The sequence below is a fragment of the Methylocella sp. genome, assembly GCF_044226135.1.
Classification (GTDB): Bacteria; Pseudomonadota; Alphaproteobacteria; order Rhizobiales; family Beijerinckiaceae; genus Methylocapsa.
On sequence record NZ_JBGAHM010000006.1, the window covers coordinates 80,508 to 95,340 of the forward strand.

The window sequence follows — 14,833 nt, forward strand, 5'->3', positions numbered from 1 at the left end:
GGCATGACGTTTCTGAACTGCCTGCTCGTCGCCCTCGGCGGCGCGCTTGGAAGCGTTTCGCGCTACGCCGTCGCCGAGCTTGCGGCGCCATGGAGCGCGCGCATGCCCGTCGGCACCATCGTCATCAATGTCGCCGGCTCTTTCGTCATCGGCTTCTTCGGCGCGCTGACGACGGCGCATGGACGGTTTCCGGCGCCTGAAGGCGCGCGGATCTTCATGATGGTCGGGTTTTGCGGCGGCTTCACCACCTTTTCGTCCTTCAGCCTGCAAACCTTCGACCTCCTGCGCCTCGGGGCGCCGTGGCGGGCCTTCGCCAATGTCGCGCTGTCGGTCGTGGCGTGCCTCGCCGCGGTCGCGTTCGGCTACGCCTGCGCCGGCGCGCTCGGCGGCGGAACGCGGATCGCCCAGGCGGCGATCGAGGAGGAGGCCTGAGGCCGCCGCGCCGGCCGTCACGGGCCGCGGGCGAGCCGCAAAAATTCCTCGCGCGTGCGCTGGTCCTCGCGCAGCGCGCCGGTGAGGCGGCTCGTGATGAGGGTCGAGCCCGGCGTGTTGACGCCGCGCAGCGTCATGCAGCTGTGTTCGGCCTCGATCACGACGCCCACGCCCTGCGGTTCGAGAATGTCGGTGATCGCCTCGGCGATGTCCGCCGTCAGCTTCTCCTGAATCTGGAGCCGCCGTGCGAAGCCGTGCACCACCCGGGCGAGCTTTGAAATGCCGACGACGCGGCGCGTCGGCAGATAGCCGACATGGGCGCGGCCGACCACCGGCAGCATGTGGTGCTCGCAGAAGCTGACGACGCGGATGTCGCGCAGCACGACAAGCTCGTCATAGCCGCCGACCTCCTCGAAGGTGCGCGCGAGATAGGAGCGCGGGTCTTCTTCGTAGCCCCTGAACAGCTCGCGGTAGGAGCGCGCGACGCGGCGCGGCGTGTCGACGAGGCCTTCGCGGTCGGGATCGTCGCCGGCCCATTCGATCAGCACGCGCACGGCGGCTTCGGCGTCGGACTCGGTCGGTTTGGCCATTGGGGCGTCTCCCTGATTCGTCTTCGCGCCCGACACGGGCCCGGCCCCCGACAATGCCCGAAACGACGCCGGCGCCATATGCGCACGGCGGCTTCGCCTTGCGCATATGGCGCCGGCGGTTCAGATTGCGGGCGCGCGGGGGCGAGCCCCGACGATTCGCGCGGGGTCACGCATGAGAACTCGAAGCCTGCCCGCCGCCGGCGCGGCCCTGATTCTCGGACTCGCGGCCCAGGGCGCCGCGGCCGACAGCCCGCCGAATTTCGACGTCGGCGTGACCTGCCGCGCCGCCGCCAAGCTCGGCGGCGGAGTCGACGCCAGCCTCGCCTACAAGGGCTGCATGCAGGATGAGAACGTGGCGGCGACGACGCTGCGCCGCAACTGGAGCCGCTACGCGCAGAAAAATCGCGACACATGTCTCGCTCAGGGCCTCTCGCCCATGCCGAGCTATGTCGAGATCCTGACCTGCATCGAGATGTATGACGAGGCCGGCGCGCTGTCGCGGAGCCAGGGCGGGACGGGCGGCGGCCCGGCCGTTCCCGTGATCGAACGGCGTTCGCCGCAGCCGGCCGGGCCGGCGAATTGAGCGCCGCGCCGCGCCGGGCCTGAAGGGCGAAGCGCGGGGCCCGCGGCGGCCGCGTTCGCGCCGGCCGCGCCCGGGCGTCGGACCAGGCAGAAGCGCAACCCGAAAAGGGCGGGGCGGCGGACAAGGCCAGGACGGGGGACAGGGAGCCTGGCGACAGAACCGGCGACAGAAAAGGGCGAGAATGCCGCGCATTCCCGCCCTCGTCCGGCTTTAGACCCTTGTTCCCACTGCGCGCCTGGCCGCTTCTGCGAACAGATAAGCTTCCGCGAACAGATAAAATGACGCCGCCGAACGGCGTGCAATCGGCGTCCCCCCTGGACTTGGACAGTGCGCCGATTCAAGGCGGCGCGCGCGCATTGAGCGTAGGTTTCTGATAGACGAAGCGGGCCGGATTGTCACGAGGATTTGCGCCGGCGCCGTCTAAAAAAACAACAAAATGGAACTATTCATGCTGCGCCGCAAGAAATCATGCTGCGTTTGCGCGCAGCCGCGCCGCCAACCCTGAAGCGGGCGACGGCGCATGCCGCGGCGGCCCGGCGGCGATGTCCGCGCCAGCCTCCGCTTGGCCATTCTGGCGCGGCCCATGCTATAGGTTCCGGGCTTCGCGCCACGCTTCGCCGTCAGGCCGCCGCCCGATGGTCTGGCTCGATCCCGCGCTCCAGCGGCAAAGGCTTCGCTTCGCATGACGCAGATCCCGCCTTTTTCCGAGACTGACGCGCGGCCGGGCGCCGCCGGACGCGGCTTCGGCGCAAGGGTGAGAAACTGGTTCCTGACCGGCGTCGTCGTCGCCGGGCCGCTCGCCGTCACGGCCTATATCGTCTGGTGGTTCGTCGACGCGATCGACGCGGCGGTGCGCGGCCTTTTGCCCGCGACGGCGCTGCCCGACGCCTATCTGCCGTTCCGCGTGCCGGGGCTTGGCGTCGTCTTCGCCTTTCTGGGCCTCACCCTGCTCGGCTTCGCCGCGACCAACATCGCCGGCCGCAGCTTTCTTCTGCTTGGCGAGGCGATGCTCGCCCGCATGCCGGTCGTGCGCTCGATCTACAAGAGCCTGAAGCAGATTTTCGAAACCCTGTTCTCGCAATCCGGCCAGAGCTTCCGCAAGGTCGGCATGATCGAGTTCCCGGCGAGGGGCGCTTGGTCGCTCGTCTTCATCTCCTCGCCGCCCGGGCCGGGCGTCGTCGAAAATCTCGTCGCCGGCGAGGCGTATGTCTCGGTGTTCCTGCCCTGCACGCCCAATCCGACGACGGGCTTCTTTTTCTATCTGCCCGCGCGCGAGGTGGTCGAAACCGCGCTGACGCCCGAGGCCGCGGCCAAGCTGATCATGTCCTGCGGCGTCATCCAGCCGGACCCGCCCGCCGTCCTCGCGGCGCTCGCCGCGACGAAGCCGCTCTGAGCGAAGCCGCCAAATTGACCTTGGGCGCGCTTCTCTCTAACAGCAAGGCGCTTTCCTGAAGAAGCGCCGCCGGCCTCCGCAGGGCCTTTTCGGCGCGCTCCCACCCAACGAACGCGAATGGCCGTCTACACAGAAGTCTCGGACGCGGAGCTCGCGGCCTTTCTCGAACATTACGATCTTGGCCGGGCGCGCGCGCTGAAGGGCGTCGCCGAGGGCGTCGAGAACTCCAATTTCATCCTGCGCACCGAAGCCGGCGTCTATATCCTCACGCTTTACGAAAAACGCGTCGACGCGGCGTGCCTGCCGTTCTTCCTCGGGCTCATGAACCATCTTTCGGCGCGCGGGCTCGACTGCCCGCAGCCGGTGCCGATGCGCTCCGGCGGCGCGCTGGGAGAGCTCAACGGGCGTCCCGCCGCCATCGTCACCTTTCTTGAAGGCGTGTGCCGCGACCGCCCCGACGCGCGCGACTGCGCCGAGCTTGGACGCGCGCTCGCGCGGCTTCACCTCGCCGCCGCCGATTTCAAGGGCGTGCGCGAGAACACGCTCGGCCCTTCGGCCTGGCCGCAGCTGTTTGCGCCCGTGGCGGCGCGCGCCGACGACCTGAGCCCGGGGCTTCAGACGACGATCGCGCGGGAGCTCGCCTATCTTGCCGCCAACTGGCCCGAGGGTCTGCCGCGCGGCGTGATCCACGCCGATCTCTTTCCCGACAACGTGCTGTTCCTGGGGGCGGAGATTTCCGGCCTGATCGACTTCTATTTCGCCTGCGTCGACTATCTCGCCTATGACCTCGCCGTGTGCCTCAACGCCTGGTGCTTTTCGCCCGAGGGGCGTTTCGACGCCGCCAAGGCCACGGCCTTCTTTGACGCCTATCGCGCCCTGCGTCCCCTGAGCGCGGCCGAGGCGCGCGCGCTCCCCGTGCTCGCGCGCGGCGCGGCGCTGCGCTTCGCCCTGACGCGGCTCGTCGACTGGCTCAACGTGCCGCCGGGGGCGCTGGTGACGCCGAAGAACCCGCTTGAATATGTCGGAAAGCTCGAATTTCTGCAGCAGGCGTGCGGGCCGGCCGACCTTGGCCTGGCGCTGGAGCCTGGCGCGTGAGCGGGGCGCAGGCTGACGGCAAGCCGGTCACGATCTTCACCGACGGCGCCTGCTCCGGCAATCCGGGGCCGGGCGGCTGGGGCGCGATCCTGAGCTTTGGCGCGCATCGCAAGGAGATGGCCGGCGGCGAGCCCGACACGACCAACAACCGCATGGAGCTCACGGCCGCGATCATGGCGCTCGAAGCGCTGAGCCGCCCCTGCGTGGTCGAGCTTCACACGGACTCGAACTATCTGAAGGGCGGCGTCACCTCGTGGATCGCCGGATGGAAGCGCAACGGCTGGCGCACCGCCGACAGGAAGCCCGTGAAGAACGTCGAATTGTGGCTGCGGCTCGAGGCCGCGGCCGCGCCGCACCGGGTCGAATGGCGCTGGGTCAAGGGCCATGCCGGCGACGCGATGAACGAGCGCGCCGACGAGCTGGCGCGGCAAGGCATGGCGCCGTTCCTCGCTGCGCGAAAAACGCGCCGCGCGCCCTGAGCGGAGCCGCCGCGCCCCTGAGCGCCGCGCGGCGGCTCAGATCTGCCCGAGCAGGGTTTCGGCGCTCGACGCCTCGGCCCTGCCGGGGCTGTCCTCGACGTTCAGGGCCTTGACCACGCCGTCGTCGACCAGCATCGAATAGCGCTGCGAGCGGACGCCGAGCCCGCGCTCCGACAGATCGAGCGTCAGGCCGAGCGCGGCGGCGAAGGCGCCGGAGCCGTCGGCGAGGAACATGATCTTTTGGCCGGCGCCGTTCTCCTTCGCCCAGGCGCTCAGCACGAAGACGTCGTTGACCGCGGTGACGGCGACGAGGTCGACATGCTTCGCTTTGAAGTCGTCGAGCCGGTTGACGAAGCTCGGCAGATGCACATTGCTGCAGGTCGGCGTGAAGGCGCCGGGCACGCCGATCAGCGCGACACGCCGGCCCTTGAAGATCTCGTCGGTGGTTTTCGTCGCGGGGCCGTCCGGGGTCATCACCGCGAAACGCGCCGCGGGCAGCCGGTCGCCGATCTTGACGGTCATCGCACCTCTCCCTGCCGTTGTGCGGATTCGCTCTCGGCGACCGCGCGCGCGCGGCCGAGATCGGCCGCGAATTCAAAGGCCTGCGTTCCCGACGTGAAGGTCAGCGTCGAGGGCGCGTGGCCGGCTTCGCGCGGGGCCTCGACTTCGGTGACGATGAATTCGTCGGGCGCCGCGCCGCGGCGGGTCTCGAAGAACCAGGCCGCCGGCGCCTCCACGAAGAGGTCCGCCGCGTCGCCCGGCGCCTCGCGCAGCTTCACGCGCCAGCTTGGCCGCGCCGCGTCGGGATCGCGCGACAGGCTCAGCTTCTCGTCGCGCTCCCGCGCGTCGAGGCGGCGCGGAACGCGGGCCTCGGCCGCCTTGAGCGCGTCTTCGTGCTTTCTGGCGTCGGGGCGGGCGCCGGCGCCCGCCGGGAGACGCATCTGCACATGGGCCGAGGCGGGGATGCAGATCTTGCCGCAGACGGCGTAGGTGAGCGCGAGCACGAGCGTCGCCGGGCGCGAGGCGTCCCTGACGCGCAGGGAGACCGGCAGCAGCACGCCGCGACGATAGCCGAACACGTCGAGCCCGTCCTCATGCAGGCGCTCCGGGGGCGGAAACCGGACCGTCGCCTCGTCGATATTGTCGGATTGCGAGAAATCGAACTCGGGCGGCGCGCCGGCGTCGCCGGGGTTGCGCCAATAGGTGATGGCGTCGTCGTCGAGGGCGATTTCGACGCCGGCGCGATAGCCGCCGGGCTGCGCCGCCGCAATCAGCCGTACGGAGGATTTTTTGCCGTAGCTCCAGTCGCTTGCGAATTCGTCGGCGTGCGCCGCCGTCGCGCCCGCGAGCGTCGCGGCGAGCCCCCAGCCGAGGACGAGCCCCCAGCCGGCGGCGAGCGCCAGGACGCGCGGCCGGCCGGCGCGGCGGCCGGTCTTTCGGGAATGGAAAGACATTTGCATCACAGTCTTACGATTGCGGGGTCTGTCGCTGTTCGGCCGAGGTCCCGCAGCCTATTTTGCAGGCGGGGAGGCCGCAACCTACATTGAGGTGAACCAGACGAAGCCAGAAGACGAGCAGAAGCCGAACGGGAGCGACGCGTCAGGATCCAAGCCTGGGCGGCCTTAACCAGCGTTGGAAGCTTTTCCAGCAGAATGTGGCGGAAAACATGGGATCGAAAATGCCTCGCGACGGCGGCCGGCAGGGCCATGACTCCTTCCTGGACGGGCAGCTGCTCGTCGCCATGCCCGGAATGTCCGACAACCGCTTCGCCCGTTCGGTGATCTATCTGTGCGCGCATTCGGAGGAGGGCGCGATGGGCATCGTCGTCAACCGGCCCGCGCGCAAGGTGACCTTCTCGGAGCTGCTCGTCCAGCTTGACGTGATCAAGGCCGACGAGGCGATCCAGCTTCCGGCGCAGGCGGGGCTCGTGCCGGTGCTCAAGGGCGGGCCGGTCGAGACCGGCCGCGGCTTCGTGCTGCATTCCAACGATTTCTTCATCGACAATTCGACGCTGCCGATCGACTCCGGCGTGTCGCTGACCGCGACCATCGACATCCTGCGCGCGATCGCGCGCGGCGCGGGGCCGGACCGCGCGGTTCTGGCGCTCGGCTACGCCGGCTGGTCGGCCGGCCAGCTCGAGGCCGAGATGCAGGACAATGGCTGGCTGAACATCCCGGCCGACCCTTCGCTGATCTTCGACGACGCGCTCGGCTCGAAATATGAGCGCGCGCTGATGAAGGTCGGGATCGACCCGGGGCGCCTCTCCGCCGATCTCGGCCACGCCTGAGACGGGCGCGGCGCCGTCGCGCCGTCAGGCGGCGACGGTCGCCGCGCCGACGAGCTTTCTCGCCTCCTCGGCGCTGATCGGATGGCCGAAGGCGAAGCCTTGGGCGTATTCGCAACCGAGCTGGGACAGTTCGATCGCGTCCGACTCCGCCTCGACCCCCTCGGCCACCGTCTCCATGCCAAGGTCATGCGCGAGCGCCATGATGGAGCGCAGGATCGCGGGCCGCGTCCCCGACCCGTTCTGCCGCACGAAGGAGCGGTCGATCTTGATGGTGTCGAAGGGGAAGCGCTGCAGATAGGCGAGCGATGAAAACCCCGTGCCGAAATCGTCGAGCGAGAGCCCCGCGCCAAGCTCGCGGATGCGCGTCAGCATCTGCGCGGCGTATTCCGGGTTCTCCATGACGAGGCTTTCGGTCAGTTCGAGCTTCAGCGAGCCCGGCGCGACCGCGGACCTGCCGAGGACGGCCTTGACGTCGGCGATGAGGTCATGGCGCATGAGCTGGCGCGAGGAGACGTTGACGCTGACGAAGATCGGCGGGTCGACGTCGAGCGCGCGCTGCCACAGGGCGAGTTCGCGCGCCGCGCGGTCGAGCGCGAAAAGGCCGAGCTCGACGATCACGCCGGTCTCCTCGGCGAGCGGAATGAATTCGGCCGGCGCGACCCGCCCCTGGCGCGGATGGTCCCAGCGCAGCAGCGCCTCGAAGCCCGCGACGGTGCGGTCCTCGAGCCGCACGATCGGCTGGAAATAGACTTTCATCTCGCCCCGCTCGACCGCGCGGCGCAGGTCGGCCGAAAGGCCGAAACGGTCGGAGCGGAGCGCGCGCATGGTGGCGCGGAACGTCTCGATGCGGCCGCCGCCGAGCCGTTTGGCGTGGCGCATGGCGATTTCGGCGTCCTTCACCATGTCCTCGCGCCGCACATGCAGCTGCGGATCGTGGAAGGCGAGGCCGATCGAGGCCGAGACGGGGATCTCCCTGTCGGAGAAGGCGACCGGCGTCGAGATCGCGCGCAGCATGGCGTTGGCGAGCGCGACCGCCCCTTCGGGCTCGGGCTCCGAGACGATCAGCGCCACGAATTCGTCGCCCGAGAGGCGGGCGAGCGTGTCCTGCGGCTTCAGGAGGCGCGACAGCCGCCGCGCCAGCGCGAGCAGAATGGTGTCGCCGGCCGAAAGCCCGGCGTCTTCATTGACCTCCCTGAAGCGGTCGACGTCGACGCTCATCACCGCCGGCCGCAGCGAGGGGTCCGCCTGGGCGAGCGCGAGCGCCGCGTCGAGCCGGTCGAAGAACAGCTCCCGGTTGGGCAGCCCGGTCAGATTGTCGCGCACCGAGTCGCGCAGGAGCCGCTCTTCGGCGATCTTCTCCTCGGTCACGTCGGCGAGCGTGCCGACGACGCGCAAAACCTCGCCGTTGGCGCCGACCACCGGACGCGCCTTGAGGCGCAGCCAGTAATATTGCCCGTCGGCCGCGCGCAGGCGGAAGTCCTGGTTGATGCGCCCGCGCCGCTGCTCCAGCATGGCGTCGAGGCAGGCGCGGTAGCGGTCGCGCTCCGAGGGGTGGAGCACGTCGAACCAGTTCGAGGCCGGGCCTTCGAGCGCGCCGCGCGGCAGGCCGAGCTGGGTTTCGATCTCGGGGCTGACATAGATGCGGTCGCCGGCGACGTCCCAGTCGAACACGGTGTCGCCGCCGCCCGACAGCGCCAGCGCCTTGCGCTCCGAATCCGACACGCCGCCATGGGCGAGGCCGGAGCCGGCGAAGGCGTTCTGCATGATGGTGAAGCCGATCAGCATCACGATCAGCACCAGCCCGCCGATCAGCGCCGGCGAGACGAGGTCGTTGGCGAGCGTGCCGGTGACGGCGAAGGCCGCGCCGACGATCCAGGCGACGAGCAGCGTCCAGGTCGGAATCAGCATCACCGCCCGGTCATAGCCATGCGCGGCGAGATAAAGCACGAGCACGAAGCCGACCGCGCCGACCGTGGCGATCGAGATGCGCGCGACGCCCGCCGCGACGGGGGCGTCATAGACCGCGAGGCCGACCAGCGCGCCAAGGAACAGGAGCCAGATCGCCGCCACATGCGAGGCCCGCACATGCCAGCGGTTGAGGTTCAGATAGGCGAACAGGAAGACGAGCAGCGTCGCCGCCAGGATCGACTCGGTTCCGGCGCGCCAGATGCGGTCGGACTGGCCCTCCGAGCCGAAGATGCGCGTCCAGAAGCCGAAGTCGATGCAGACATAGACGAGCACCGTCCAGGCGAGCGCCGCCGCGGCCGGAAAGATGACCGCGCCGCGCACCACGAAGACGATGGTCAGAAACAGCGCGAGCAGCCCCGCGACGCCGATGACGATGCCCTTGTAGAGCGCGAGGCTGGTCTGGCGGTCCTTGTAGGCGTCGGGCTCCCACAGATGCAGCTGCGGCAGGTTCGGCGTGCGCAATTCGGCGACATAGGTCACGGTCGCGCCGGGGTCGAGCGTCAGGCGGAACACGTCGGCGTCCTGGCTGTCCTCGCGCTCGGGCGGATAGCCCTGGCTCGCGGTGATCGCCGAGATGCGCGTGGACCCGAGGTCGGGCCAGACGACGCCCGAGCCCACAAGGCGGAAATGCGGCGCGACGATCAGCCGCTCGATCTGCTCGCCGGTGTCGTTCGACAGCGCGAACACGATCCAGTTCGGCCGGGCCCCTTCCTCACGCGCGCGCACCTCGATGCGGCGCACGATGCCGTCGGCGCCGGGGGCGGTGGCGACGAGCAGGCGGTCGCCGGCCGACGAATAGCTTTCGATCGCCTTGGTGAGGTCGACGACGCGCGCGTCGAGCGGGGTGCGCACGGCCTCGATCGCCTGCGCGGCCGGCGCGGCGAGAAGCGCGACAAGCGCGGCGAGCGCGAAGACGAGGCTCGCCGCGCAGCTTGCCCTGGCGCGCCTCACGGCCAGATGTCGCCGTCGTCGGTGCGGGCCGCGGCCGCCCCCCCGGGCTGGAGCGCCGGCTGCGGGTCGGATTCGAGCAGTCCGTACAGCAGATGGTCCTCCCACAGGCCGTTGATGCGCAGATAGGCGCGCGCATAGCCCTCGCGCGTGAAGCCGACGCGCTCCAGAAGGCGCGTCGAAGGGCCGTTGTGCGGCAGACATGAAGCCTCGACCCGATGCAGCCGCAGCGCGCCGAAGGCGAAGCCGACGACGGCGCGCACGGCTTTCGTCATGTAGCCGCGATTGGCGTAGGGCTCGCCGATCCAGTAGCCGAGCGTCGCCGCCTGCACCACGCCGCGCCGCACCTGGCCGAGGGTCAGGCCGCCAAGCAGGGCGTCGTCGTCGCGAAACACCAGAAAGGCGAAGGATTCGCTGCTTTCGAGCTCCTGCTGGTGGCGCCGCACGCGGCGCCTGAAGGCGGTCCGGGTCAGATCGTCGGAAGGCCAGGTCGGCTCCCACGGGACGAGGAAGCCGCGGCTCGCTTCGCGCAGGGCCGACCAGTCTTCATAGTCGCGCATTTCGGGCGGACGCAGATAGACGCCGTCGCCGCGCAGGAGCTGCGCGGTTTCGGTGTTGGCGCCGAGGCGGAAGAGAGCCATGTCCGGAAAGCCCCTGATTCTCAGCCGGCGCGCAGGCGTTCGGCCACGCGGTCGGGCGAATAGACCTTGGCCACCGGGCCGATGGCCGCGACCGTCGGCGCCGAGCGCAGCGCCCGCGCCCCGGCCGCCCTGATCTCGGCGATGGTCAGCGCGTCGATCGAGGCGACGATCTCCTCGCGCGACAGCACGCGGCCGAAGGCCATGGTCTGGCGCGCGATCTGCTCGCAGCGCTGCGACGGCGATTCGAGCGCGGCGAGCAGCGAAACCTTCATCTGGGCCCGGGCGCGGCGCGCCTCGGCCTCGGACAGGTCTTCGGCCGCCCTCGCGAGACAGTCGAGCGCGACGGGCGTCAGTTCGGGCACGTCGCGCGCGCCGGTCGCGGCGTAGAAGCCGAACAGGCCGGCGTCGGAATAGCCCCAGTGGAAGGCGTGGATCGAATAGGCGAGGCCGCGCGTCTCGCGCACCTCCTGGAACAGCCGCGAGGACATGCCGCCGCCGACCGCGTTGGCGAAGATCTGCAGCGCGTAGAAATCCGGGTCGTCATAGGCGAGGCCCTCAAAGCCGATGACGATATGCGCCTGTTCGAGGCGGCGCTTCACGCGCGCCTCGCCGCCGCGATAGACGGCCGCCGGCCCCCTGGCCGCCTTCTGCGGCGCGAGCTTGCCGAACAGGCGTTCGACGTCGGCGCAGATGCGGTCATGGTCGACGGCGCCGGCCGCGGCGACGACGGTCGCGGGGCTCGAATAATGACCTTCGAGATAGGCGCCGATGGCCTCGCGCCCAAAACTCGAGACGCGCTCGGGCGTGCCGAGGATCGGCCGGCCGATGGCTTGGCCCGGAAAGGCCGCGGCGCTGAACAGGTCGAAGACGAGATCGTCGGGCGTGTCCTCGACGGCGCCGATCTCCTGCAGGATCACGCCCTTTTCGCGTTCGAGCTCGACTTCGTCGAAGGCGCTCTCGGTCAGGATGTCGGCGAGGATGTCGAGCGCGAGCGGCGCGTCGACCGACAAGAGATGCGCGTAATAGGCTGTGTGCTCGGTCGAGGTCGCGGCGTTGAGGTCGCCGCCCGCCGCCTCGATCTCTTCGGCGATGGCCCGGGCGGAGCGGCGCCGCGTGCCCTTGAAGGCCATGTGTTCGAGAAGATGCGACAGGCCGTGCTCGTTCCTCGCCTCATGGCGCGAGCCGGCCGCGATCCACACGCCGAGCGAGGCGGTCTCGAGCCGCTCCATGGCGTCGGTGACGACGCGCAGGCCGGAGGGAAGGGTCGTGAGGCGCGCGCTCACGAGGCGGCCTTGCGGCCGACCCGGGCCGTCTCGCGGATGAAACGCTCGATCTCGCGCTGGTCGTTGGGCACGATCTCGAAGCGCTCGCCCGCCTCCATCAGCCCGTCGAGATGCGGCGGCAGCGCCGGGCGCAGGCCGATCGCGGCTTCGATCGCGTCGGGGAATTTGGCGGGGTGGGCGGTGCCGAGCGCGACGACCGGCGTCGCGGCGCCGCGCGCGAAAATCTCGCGCCGCGCCGCGGCGAGGCCGACGGCGCTGTGCGGATCGGCGACATATTCGCTTTCGCGCCAGAGGCGGGCGATTTCCGCCGTCGTCTCCGGCTCCGACACGCTGAAGGCGTCGAATTCGGCGCGCACCGCGTCGAGCGGGCCGGCGTCGAGCGAAAAGGCGCGCGCCTGCGCCAGCTGCGCCATCTTGAGGCGGATCGCGCCGGCGTCGCGGCCATGCGCCTCGAACAGCAGGCGCTCGAAATTGGACGAGACCTGAATGTCCATGGACGGCGACTGGGTGGCGAGCGAGGCGCCGATCTCGTAGCGGCCCGAGGCCAGCGCGCGAGGCAGGATGTCGTTGGCGTTCGAGGCGATGACGAGCCGCTCGACGGGCAGGCCCATGCGCTTGGCGATCCAGCCGGCGAAGATGTCGCCGAAATTGCCCGTCGGCGTGACGAAGCTGACGGGCCGCGCCGGCGCGCCGAGGACGACGGCGCTCGTGAAGTAATAGACCGTCTGGGCGAGAATGCGCGCCCAGTTGATGGAGTTGACGCCGCAGAGGCCAAGCTCGTCGCGCAGCGGGCGGTTGTTGAACAGGGCCTTGACCGCGCCCTGCGCGTCGTCGAAGGAGCCTTCGAGCGCGATGGCGTGGACGTTCGGCGCGCCGGTCGTCGTCATCTGCCGCCGCTGCACCTCCGACACCCGCTGATGCGGATAGAGAATGAACACGTCGACTTGCGCGAGGCCTGCGAAGGCCTCGATTGCGGCGGCGCCGGTGTCGCCCGAGGTCGCGCCGACGACGGTCGCGCGCTGGCCGCGCGCCTTCAGCGCATGATCGACGAGCCGGGCGAGCAGCTGCATCGCCAGATCCTTGAAGGCGAGCGTCGGCCCGTGGAAAAGTTCAAGCGCGAACAGGTTCGATTCGAGCTGGACGAGCGGCGCGACCGCCTTGTGGCGGAAGCCCGCATAGGCGTCCTCGATCATGGCCGCGAGCGCGTCCGGCTCGATCTCGCCGTCGACGAAGGGCGCAATGACCCGCTGCGCCGCCTGCGCATAGGACAGGCCGGCGAGGCCGGCGATCGCGGCGGCGTCGAAATGAGGGTAGGTTTCAGGCAGATAGAGCCCGCCGTCGGCGGCGAGCCCGTGCAGCAGCGTCTGCGTGAAGGAAAGCGGGGCAGCCTCGCCGCGGGTCGAGATGTATTTCAAGTCGAACGTCCAGAAAAGATGCGCGAAACCGGCGGCGCGACGCGGGGCGGGCCGGGCGCGCGGCCCGGGCCCGAAAGGCTAGCATAGTTCGCGGCGACGGGCAGCATTTGAGCCGAATGACCGACGCGGGCAAGCAAAAACAGGAGAATATGGCGCAATTGCGCGGAACCCGGACGCCTATCGACGGGGTTCGGCCCGGCTCCTCAGCGCAAAGGCCGCAAACACGCCGAGAAGCGCCAGCGCAAGGCCGAACCAGGTGAGGGCGTAGGAGAGTTGGTTGTTTGGAAAGGCGATCTCCGTCTCGCCGCCGGACGGGACGCCGGGCGCGGGCGCCGCCGCGCGGTCGGCGTCGACGATGAAGGGGGCGACGCGCGCGAGCCCGAAGCGCGCCGCGACGGGCGCCGGATCGCGGCTGTAGAAGTCGCCTTTCGCGGGGGCGTCCGCCGGCGTGAACGGATTGCGGGCCTCGGGCGCGCGCATCAGGCCGACGATCGGCGCGGGCCCGGCCGGCGCGGGCTCGGGGCGCGTCGCCGGATCCTTGAGCGCGGCCGGCACGAAGCCGCGATTGACGATCACGACGGCGCCGGAGGCGAGCCGCGCCGGCACGAGCGACAGATAGCCCGGCTGGCGCAGCGGGCCGCCCGCCGGCCGGAACGCCAGCGCCTCGCGGCCGGGCTCCAGCGTCGCGGCGAAGCGCACATGGCGATATTCGTAGGAGGGCGGATCGAGGCTCGCCCACTCGGCTTCGGGCGGCAGGGGCTGCGGCGGCGCGCCGGCGCGCGCCGTGATCTGCGCGATCAGCGCCTCTTTCCAGGCGAGCCGTTTCAATTGCCAGACGCCGAGCGAGGTCAGGATCGCGACGCCGGCGAGCGTCGCCAGCGCGGGCCGGAAAAGCCCGCGCCGCGGGCGCTCCCGCACGGCGGCGGGCGAGGGCGTCATGGCTCGAGCCGCCCCTGTTCCGCCCTGGTGCGATATTGCTGGGCGATGAGGAGCCCCTTGGCCGGACGCAGCAGGCCGAGGCACACGACGAGCGTCAGCGGCATGAACACGGCGAGATGGACCCAGAACGGCGGCTCATAGGCGAGCTCGACCCACAGCGCCGCGCCAAGCACCAGAAAGCCCGCGATCAGGCAAACGAAGACGGCCGGCCCGTCCGCCGCATCGGCGAATTTGTAATCGAGGCCGCAGGCGGAGCAGCGCGGCGCGAGTTCGAGGAGGCCGGAAAACAGCGGGCCCTCGCCGCAGCGCGGACACCGGCCCCTGAGGCCGGCGGCGAGCACGGACGGCGGGCGATGGGCTTGCGCGTCGAAAGGTTCGGTCATGGCGTCCTGCGGGCCTGGCCCTGCTCGTGCTCGTCGTCTTGCGGCGTTGGGCCGGACGCCGTCGGGCCGGGCGGTCGACGCGCGGCGACGCGGCGGTTCTACAGCAAGACGGCCGCCGGCGCAGCCGTTCCGGCGCCGGCCGCGCGGGGCCGGAGTCAACCCGCAGGGCCAGCTTCAGGCAAGGCCCGTCGGCGAACCTGCGTCGAGCGGGCGCTTGCGGCACGGCGAATCGGGCGATAGTTTGTCGCGCAGCTGTTTCATATATCTCGTCTGCCGCTCGCGGTCATGGCGTCGCGGCCCTGCGCGGGCCACGGTCCCGAATCAGTCTCGCCCGGGCGGCGCGCCAAAGTTGCGTCAAGCAACCCTCGCCACTGTTCGTCGCCATTTGTTTGCGTCG

General features: G+C 70.3%; 15 protein-coding genes. 6 read left to right on the forward strand and 9 right to left on the reverse strand.

Annotated features, from left to right (window positions below):
- Nucleotides 1-3: 3 nt before the first annotated feature.
- Nucleotides 4-432, forward strand: a complete 429-nt coding sequence (crcB, locus tag ACILRB_RS04860) for a fluoride efflux transporter CrcB (protein WP_395665173.1) — start codon at nucleotides 4-6, stop codon at nucleotides 430-432.
- A 17-nt stretch (nucleotides 433-449) separates the two neighbouring features.
- Here crcB and folE read toward each other — a convergent pair whose 3' ends face one another.
- Nucleotides 450-1,022 (reverse strand): GTP cyclohydrolase I FolE, encoded by a 573-nt coding sequence (folE, locus tag ACILRB_RS04865; RefSeq protein WP_395665174.1) that lies wholly within the window; start codon nucleotides 1,020-1,022, stop codon nucleotides 450-452.
- A 172-nt stretch (nucleotides 1,023-1,194) separates the two neighbouring features.
- Between folE and ACILRB_RS04870 the strand changes: the two genes are divergently transcribed.
- From ACILRB_RS04870 to rnhA, 4 genes are all read left to right on the forward strand, one after another.
- Nucleotides 1,195-1,605, forward strand: coding sequence for a hypothetical protein (locus ACILRB_RS04870; RefSeq protein ID WP_395665175.1), 411 nt, complete (start codon nucleotides 1,195-1,197; stop codon nucleotides 1,603-1,605).
- Between the two features lie 682 nt (nucleotides 1,606-2,287).
- Entirely contained in the window at nucleotides 2,288-2,998 is a 711-nt protein-coding gene (locus tag ACILRB_RS04875; RefSeq protein WP_395665176.1) for a DUF502 domain-containing protein, read from the forward strand.
- A gap of 117 nt (nucleotides 2,999-3,115) precedes the next feature.
- Nucleotides 3,116-4,093, forward strand: coding sequence for a homoserine kinase (gene thrB, locus ACILRB_RS04880; RefSeq protein ID WP_395665177.1), 978 nt, complete (start codon nucleotides 3,116-3,118; stop codon nucleotides 4,091-4,093).
- A complete protein-coding gene (rnhA, locus tag ACILRB_RS04885; protein WP_395665178.1) occupies nucleotides 4,090-4,572 on the forward strand; it encodes a ribonuclease HI in 483 nt (160 codons plus the stop codon). The genes thrB and rnhA overlap by 4 nt, the downstream gene beginning before the upstream one ends.
- A gap of 36 nt (nucleotides 4,573-4,608) precedes the next feature.
- Here the strand turns inward: rnhA and ACILRB_RS04890 are convergent, their stop codons facing one another.
- Both ACILRB_RS04890 and ACILRB_RS04895 read right to left on the reverse strand, forming a co-directional pair.
- Nucleotides 4,609-5,094, reverse strand: coding sequence for a peroxiredoxin (locus ACILRB_RS04890; RefSeq protein WP_395665179.1), 486 nt, complete (start codon nucleotides 5,092-5,094; stop codon nucleotides 4,609-4,611).
- Entirely contained in the window at nucleotides 5,091-6,026 is a 936-nt protein-coding gene (locus ACILRB_RS04895; RefSeq protein WP_395665180.1) for a protein-disulfide reductase DsbD domain-containing protein, read from the reverse strand. The genes ACILRB_RS04890 and ACILRB_RS04895 overlap by 4 nt, the downstream gene beginning before the upstream one ends.
- Nucleotides 6,027-6,238: 212 nt before the next feature.
- Here ACILRB_RS04895 and ACILRB_RS04900 point away from each other — a divergent pair, with 212 nt between their 5' ends.
- A complete protein-coding gene (locus ACILRB_RS04900; RefSeq protein ID WP_395665181.1) occupies nucleotides 6,239-6,859 on the forward strand; it encodes a YqgE/AlgH family protein in 621 nt (206 codons plus the stop codon).
- A gap of 24 nt (nucleotides 6,860-6,883) precedes the next feature.
- On the opposite strand, the gene ACILRB_RS04905 is transcribed toward ACILRB_RS04900, so the two are convergent.
- The 6 genes from ACILRB_RS04905 to ACILRB_RS04930 all read right to left on the reverse strand — a co-directional run bounded on the left by ACILRB_RS04905 (nucleotide 6,884) and on the right by ACILRB_RS04930 (nucleotide 14,436).
- Complete coding sequence (locus ACILRB_RS04905) at nucleotides 6,884-9,688, reverse strand: EAL domain-containing protein (protein ID WP_395665211.1); 2,805 nt, start codon at nucleotides 9,686-9,688, stop codon at nucleotides 6,884-6,886.
- An 86-nt stretch (nucleotides 9,689-9,774) separates the two neighbouring features.
- Nucleotides 9,775-10,416, reverse strand: coding sequence for a GNAT family N-acetyltransferase (locus tag ACILRB_RS04910; RefSeq protein WP_395665182.1), 642 nt, complete (start codon nucleotides 10,414-10,416; stop codon nucleotides 9,775-9,777).
- A 20-nt stretch (nucleotides 10,417-10,436) separates the two neighbouring features.
- Nucleotides 10,437-11,699, reverse strand: coding sequence for a M16 family metallopeptidase (locus ACILRB_RS04915; RefSeq protein WP_395665183.1), 1,263 nt, complete (start codon nucleotides 11,697-11,699; stop codon nucleotides 10,437-10,439).
- Entirely contained in the window at nucleotides 11,696-13,114 is a 1,419-nt protein-coding gene (thrC, locus tag ACILRB_RS04920; RefSeq protein WP_395665184.1) for a threonine synthase, read from the reverse strand. The genes ACILRB_RS04915 and thrC overlap by 4 nt, the downstream gene beginning before the upstream one ends.
- A 177-nt stretch (nucleotides 13,115-13,291) precedes the next feature.
- Nucleotides 13,292-14,053 (reverse strand): SURF1 family protein, encoded by a 762-nt coding sequence (locus ACILRB_RS04925; RefSeq protein WP_395665185.1) that lies wholly within the window; start codon nucleotides 14,051-14,053, stop codon nucleotides 13,292-13,294.
- Entirely contained in the window at nucleotides 14,050-14,436 is a 387-nt protein-coding gene (locus ACILRB_RS04930; RefSeq protein WP_395665186.1) for a DUF983 domain-containing protein, read from the reverse strand. The genes ACILRB_RS04925 and ACILRB_RS04930 overlap by 4 nt, the downstream gene beginning before the upstream one ends.
- Nucleotides 14,437-14,833: the final 397 nt, after the last annotated feature.

What these genes read in the sequence shown, in the direction of transcription:
- ACILRB_RS04910 (WP_395665182.1), bottom strand. Translation starts at nt 10,416, where the DNA reads ATGGCTCTCTTCCGCCTCGGCGCCAACACCGAAACCGCGCAGCTCCTG.
- ACILRB_RS04890 (WP_395665179.1), bottom strand. Translation starts at nt 5,094, where the DNA reads ATGACCGTCAAGATCGGCGACCGGCTGCCCGCGGCGCGTTTCGCGGTG.
- folE (WP_395665174.1), bottom strand. Translation starts at nt 1,022, where the DNA reads ATGGCCAAACCGACCGAGTCCGACGCCGAAGCCGCCGTGCGCGTGCTG.
- ACILRB_RS04895 (WP_395665180.1), bottom strand. Translation starts at nt 6,026, where the DNA reads ATGTCTTTCCATTCCCGAAAGACCGGCCGCCGCGCCGGCCGGCCGCGC.
- crcB (WP_395665173.1), top strand. Translation starts at nt 4, where the DNA reads ATGACGTTTCTGAACTGCCTGCTCGTCGCCCTCGGCGGCGCGCTTGGA.
- ACILRB_RS04930 (WP_395665186.1), bottom strand. Translation starts at nt 14,436, where the DNA reads ATGACCGAACCTTTCGACGCGCAAGCCCATCGCCCGCCGTCCGTGCTC.
- thrB (WP_395665177.1), top strand. Translation starts at nt 3,116, where the DNA reads ATGGCCGTCTACACAGAAGTCTCGGACGCGGAGCTCGCGGCCTTTCTC.
- ACILRB_RS04925 (WP_395665185.1), bottom strand. Translation starts at nt 14,053, where the DNA reads ATGACGCCCTCGCCCGCCGCCGTGCGGGAGCGCCCGCGGCGCGGGCTT.
- ACILRB_RS04870 (WP_395665175.1), top strand. Translation starts at nt 1,195, where the DNA reads ATGAGAACTCGAAGCCTGCCCGCCGCCGGCGCGGCCCTGATTCTCGGA.
- ACILRB_RS04875 (WP_395665176.1), top strand. Translation starts at nt 2,288, where the DNA reads ATGACGCAGATCCCGCCTTTTTCCGAGACTGACGCGCGGCCGGGCGCC.
- ACILRB_RS04900 (WP_395665181.1), top strand. Translation starts at nt 6,239, where the DNA reads ATGGGATCGAAAATGCCTCGCGACGGCGGCCGGCAGGGCCATGACTCC.